This is a genomic window from Candidatus Aquicultor secundus (assembly GCF_002791875.1).
Taxonomy (GTDB): Bacteria; Actinomycetota; Aquicultoria; order Aquicultorales; family Aquicultoraceae; genus Aquicultor_A; species Aquicultor_A secundus.
The window spans coordinates 1-5500 of record NZ_PFNG01000198.1; the positions used below are offsets into that span (position 1 = coordinate 1).

Below are 5500 nucleotides of genomic sequence, written 5' to 3' on the forward strand. Positions count from 1 at the left end.
TCTCTAGATTCGGAGTTTATCCTGAGCGATAGCGAAGGACCTGCTCAGAATGACAATTGCCGGCGTTTAGAATGACAATTGTCGGCGTTTAGAATGACAAGTGAAGGATAGGGTGACAATTTAAGCCTCAGAATGACAAACGAGAGCTAGATTATTAAGCATAGACTAAGAAATATGATAAAGCAGGAGTACACTATGGTAGATATGCAGGTTGTTATGGAAAAAGCGCAGATACTTACGGAGGCGTTGCCGTATATAAAAGAATATCATGGCAAGACGGTCGTAATTAAGTACGGCGGCGCGGCGATGGAGCGCGAGGATTTAAAAGAAGTGGTCGCGACGGATATCGTGCTGATGAAATACGTCGGCCTTAATCCGATTATCGTTCACGGAGGCGGCCCCGAGGTTTCCAGGCATATGAAAGCCCTGGGGATGGAGGTCAAGTTTGTAAACGGCCTGCGCGTGACCGATAAGGAAACGATCGATATCGTTAAAATGGTCCTTGTCGGCAAGGTCAACAAGGAAATCGTCTCGCTTATCAACCGCCACGGAAAACTTGCGGTCGGCTTGAGTGGGGACGACGGCAACCTAATCGTTGCAAAGAAAAAGCAGATGACCGATGTCGACCTTGGCTACGTGGGAGAGGTTGCTAAAATCAACAAGGAAGTGCTCGAGAACCTTATCAAGGACGATTTTATCCCCGTTGTGGCAACCGTCGGTGTAGGTGAAGACGGTATGAGTTATAATATTAACGCCGACAAAGTTGCAGGTGAGATAGCCGCCGCACTCGAGGCGGATAAAATCATCTTCTTAACGGATGTTGACGGTCTCTATAGAGATTTTGATGATAAGGAATCGCTAATTTCTGAGCTTACGCTGGATGAATGCGAGCACAAACTCGCCAACAATGAGATAAGCTCGGGCATGTTTCCAAAGGTTGAAGGGTGCGTAACCGCAATTAAATCGGGAGTCAAGCGTGCGCACATTTTGAACGGCATGGTTCCGCACGCGCTCCTGCTCGAGATATTCACCGACCAGGGCGTCGGAACGATGATCAGCAAGTAGTGTGGGTTTGAAAAGGACAGAGCCCACGAGAGTGTCATTCTGAAGGAGCGAAGCGACTGAAGAATCTAGCGTGCAGAAACCTTCTTCTTATGTAGGAGTGTCTAAGTTTAGACATCTCAGTGATAGAGGTCTGTGAGTGCTCTCTCTGCTAGATTCTTCGGCTAACGCCTCAGAATGACAATCGGTTACTACTTTGCTTAGCTGACAGCTGATAGCTATAAACGAAAGGCATAACGATGAACTTAAATGAACTGAAAGAGTTTGATGATACGTATCATATGAGCACGTACGGACGGTTGCCGATTGCTTTTGTTAAAGGTAAGGGCACTAAGCTGTGGGATGATAACGGGAAAGAATATCTCGATCTCTTAAGCGGTATCGGCGTGACCAACGTCGGTCACTGCCATCCAAAGGTCGTAGGTGCGATAAAAGACCAGGTCGAGATGCTTATGCATGTCTCCAACCTCTACTATACCGAGCCGCAGGCAAAGCTTGCTAAAAAGATAAGCGAGATATCTTTCGGCGATAAATGCTTCTTTGCAAATAGCGGCGCCGAGGCCAACGAGGGGGCCATAAAACTTGCGCGGCGCTACGCAAAACCCAAAGGCAAGGACGCCTATGAGATTATCACTGCGCTTCGTTCGTTTCACGGCCGCACCATGAAAACCCTGGCCGCGACCGGCCAACCCGATAAACAAAAGCCGTTTGAGCCGATGCCGCCCGGTTTTAAGCACGTGCCGCTTAACGATTTCGAGGCACTTAAAAATGAGGTAAGCGACAAGACATGCGCGGTCATGCTCGAGGTCATCCAGGGTGAGGGCGGTGTCTACCCATGCGATTATGACTACCTGAAGCAGGTACGGGCGCTGTGCGACGAGCGCGACCTTCTGTTGATATTCGACGAGGTCCAAACGGGAATGGGACGGACCGGTACGATGTTCGCTTACCAAGCGACAGGTGTCGTACCCGATGTGATGACCCTTGCAAAAGGCATCGGAAGCGGCCTTCCTATCGGTGTTCTTGTAGCAAGCGAAAAGGCTTCAGTGTTTAAGCCGGGTGAGCACGGCTCAACATTCGGCGGCGGTCCCGTTGTTTGTGCCGGTGCACTGGCGACCGTTAACGTCCTCGAAGAGGAGAACCTTGTCGAGAACAGCCGTAAGGTCGGCGCATATTTCAAAAACAAGCTTGAAACCCTTAAAACCAAAACAGGCATGATAACAGAAGTGCGGGGCGCGGGCCTCATGCTTGCGATAGAATTAAACGAGGAACAGGCGCGAAACATCGTGCTTGATCTTTTAAAAGAAGGCATAGTTGCAAATAATATAGGCACTACTATAATTAGGTTCTTACCGCCGCTTTGCTTAACCGAAGCCGAAGTCGATACGGCTATGGCTGCGATAGAGCGGTTAGTACTCGAGCGTTCGGTTGTATAGACTAATGCTATAAAGCAAAGTAATAGGTGCAAAAAGGTGTAATAAGGTAGATTTAGGTAGATTAATAAAGCTTGACGTGAGCTAATGTAATCGGATGTGCGGATTAGTTGGGATTTTTAAGATCGTAGGAGTCGATAATGGCGAGTCTAAAAGGGAGAAATATCCTATCGCTTAAAAACTACAGCCAGGACGAGATATACCAGTTGCTGGCAAAAGCGATGGAGCTAAAACGGCTGCAGAAAAGAAACGAGCCGCACCGTATACTTGAGGGAAAAACCATAGCGGTGATTTTCCATAAGCCGTCCAGCCGCACGAGGATATCGTTCGAGACGGCCGCCTCCCATTTAGGCGCGCACCCGATATTCTTGCGCGATGACGAGGTAAAACTCGGCGAGCGTGAACCGATCAAGGACATGGGCAGGGTGCTCTCGGGCTATGTCGACGCCGCCGTAATAAGGACGTTTAAGCAAAGCGATGTCGAGGAGCTTGCCGAATATTCCACAATGCCGATCATAAACGCATTAACGGATGGTTACCATCCGATGCAATCGTTGGCCGATCTCATGACCATCCTTGAGAGCAAAGACCGGCTCGCGGGCTTAAAGCTGGCCTATATCGGAGACGGCAACAACGTGGCGAATTCGCTCATGATCGTTGCCGGGAAACTTGGGATAAATATGGCCGTAGGCTGTCCGAAAGGATATGAGCCCGACCCCGAGGTAGTTCAGTTTGCGACCGGGTCCATACGCAACATGAACCACGCGATAACTATAACAAATAATCCGCTTGAAGCCGCAAAGGACGCAGACGTTATCTATACGGATGTATGGGCCAGCATGGGACAGGAAGCCGAGCGCGAGGAGCGCTTGAAAATATTTAAACCTTACCAGGTAAACAGCGACTTGATGGAGGTCGCAAAGCCGTCCGCGATATTCCTGCACTGCCTACCCGCCCACCGGGGCGAGGAGGTAACGGACGAGGTAATAGAGAGCAAGCAATCCCTTGTCTTTGAGCAGGCCGAAAATCGCTTACATACGGCAAAAGCCGCGCTCGCTTTACTTATCCGGTAATAAAATTCGGTGGTTGATTAAATGAGAATAAAACAAGAGAGACTAAGCGCGATTAAACAGATCATTGAGACGATGAATATATCAACTCAGGAAGAATTGATTTCTGAGCTTGAAAAGCAAGGCTACGACGTTACCCAGGCCACGGTCTCCAGAGACATAAGCGACCTGGGGCTGCAAAAAGTAAAAATAATCAAAGGAAAAGCCGCAGTATCCACGGGAAGGCAGATCTATTCGCTCCCCGAGATAGAGCGCCTGCGCTCTTTACTCAACGAGTTTATGGTATCGATCGACAAGACGGATAATCTTGTGGTCGTAAAGAGCCACCCGGGTACGGCACAGGCAGTGGCGGCGGCGATTGATGCGGTAAAGTGGCACAATGTCCTCGGCACCGTTGGGGGCGACGACACAATCCTCGTCATTACCCGCACAAGCGACGTAGCCGACTTTATTGTCGAGCGCCTTTCAAAATTACGTGAAGAAAAAACGCTATAATAGCGCAAGAAACAAGTAGGAGGAGTTTGTGGGACAGGTTGGAAGCATACGGGAGCCAAAAGACAGGGTAGTTTTGGCCTACTCCGGGGGACTAGATACCTCGGTTGCCATAAAATGGCTGCAGGAAAACTATGATTTAGAGGTAATCGCGGTCGCGGTCGATGTCGGTCAGGGGGGCGACCTCGAAGCCATTAAAGAAAAGGCGCTTAAAATCGGCGCCGTCCATTCCGAAATGGTGGACGCGAAAAAAGCCTTCGCTGAGAAGTTTATCGCCCCCGCACTCAAAGCGAACGCCCTCTATGAAAAGAAATATCCGCTGGCCACGTCGTTATCGAGGCCGCTCATCGCAAAAATATTGATCGAAGCCGCCGAGGGAACCGGGGCCGTCTATGCCGCGCATGGCTGCACAGGCAAGGGCAACGACCAGGTGCGTTTCGAGGTAACGATGCGTGCGCTTAACCCCGATATCACAATCATCGCGCCGGCCCGCGAGTGGGATTTTACCCGCGAGTCCGCAATCGAGTACGCGCAGAAGCATAACATCCCGATATCTATCACCAAGAAGAGCCCTTACAGTATCGACGAGAACGTCTGGGGCAAATCGATCGAGTGCGGAATCCTCGAAGACCCCTGGATCGAGCCGCCGGCGGACGCATTTACTTTGACCGTTGACCCGATGCAGGCCCCCGACGAGCCGACGTATGTCGAGATCGAATTCGAACAGGGCGTGCCGATAGCTGTCGACGGTCAAAAGATGAACCTCTTAAGCCTCATCGAAAAGGTCAATCAAATCGCCGGTTCAAACGGGTTCGGGCGTATCGATAAGGTGGAAAACCGGCTTGTCGGTATCAAATCACGCGAAATCTACGAAGCCCCGGCCGCGCTAACCCTGATCATGGCGCACCGCGAACTCGAAGATATGACGCTTACGCGCGACCTCATGCACTTTAAATACGCCGTCGAAGAGAAATACGCCGACCTTATCTACGACGGCCTCTGGTTCGGCCCGCTTCGCGAGTCGCTCGACGCGTTTATAAACGAAACGCAAAAAGTAGTAAACGGAACTATCCGTTTGAAACTTTACAAGGGTTCATGCCAGGTAGTAGGCCGCAAGTCGCCGAATTCCCTCTACGACCGCTCGCTTGCAACCTACGAAGCCGACGACACTTTCTCCCACAAAGCCGCCGAAGGCTTCAATAAGATATTCGGCCTGAGCCTTGAAACCTGGGGTCGGAAGTATAGGAAGTAACCGGTTAATAGATGAATGGGTGAATGGGTTAATAGGTGAATGGGTTAATAGGTTAATAGGTGAATGGGTTAATAGGCTAATAGATGAATGAGATGTGGTCGAGCGAGTGGGTTTTAAAGAAAAGTGCTGCTTGGGTGTCATTCTGAACGAAGTGAAGAACCTAGTACCGCGACATCCTACTTTCTGTGCAT

Annotated in this window: 5 protein-coding genes; all 5 read left to right on the forward strand. The window is 50.2% G+C overall.

Going from position 1 to position 5500, the window contains the following annotated elements; genetic code table 11:
* Positions 1-204: 204 nt before the first annotated feature.
* Entirely contained in the window at positions 205-1065 is an 861-nt protein-coding gene (gene argB, locus COY37_RS08225; protein WP_353682456.1) for an acetylglutamate kinase, read from the forward strand.
* Positions 1066-1301: 236 nt separating this feature from the next.
* Positions 1302-2498, forward strand: coding sequence for an acetylornithine transaminase (locus COY37_RS08230; protein WP_286678789.1), 1197 nt, complete (start codon positions 1302-1304; stop codon positions 2496-2498).
* 134 nt (positions 2499-2632) lie between these two features.
* Positions 2633-3568, forward strand: coding sequence for an ornithine carbamoyltransferase (gene argF / locus COY37_RS08235; protein ID WP_353682457.1), 936 nt, complete (start codon positions 2633-2635; stop codon positions 3566-3568).
* Between the two features lie 21 nt (positions 3569-3589).
* Complete coding sequence (gene argR, locus COY37_RS08240) at positions 3590-4060, forward strand: arginine repressor (RefSeq protein ID WP_286678791.1); 471 nt, start codon at positions 3590-3592, stop codon at positions 4058-4060.
* A gap of 28 nt (positions 4061-4088) precedes the next feature.
* Positions 4089-5309, forward strand: coding sequence for an argininosuccinate synthase (locus COY37_RS08245; protein WP_286678792.1), 1221 nt, complete (start codon positions 4089-4091; stop codon positions 5307-5309).
* Positions 5310-5500: the final 191 nt, after the last annotated feature.

Bases quoted from the DNA above. Each gene is read 5' to 3' on its own strand.
- argB (WP_353682456.1), top strand. From the start codon at position 205: ATGCAGGTTGTTATGGAAAAAGCGCAGATACTTACGGAGGCGTTGCCG.
- COY37_RS08230 (WP_286678789.1), top strand. From the start codon at position 1,302: ATGAACTTAAATGAACTGAAAGAGTTTGATGATACGTATCATATGAGC.
- argR (WP_286678791.1), top strand. From the start codon at position 3,590: ATGAGAATAAAACAAGAGAGACTAAGCGCGATTAAACAGATCATTGAG.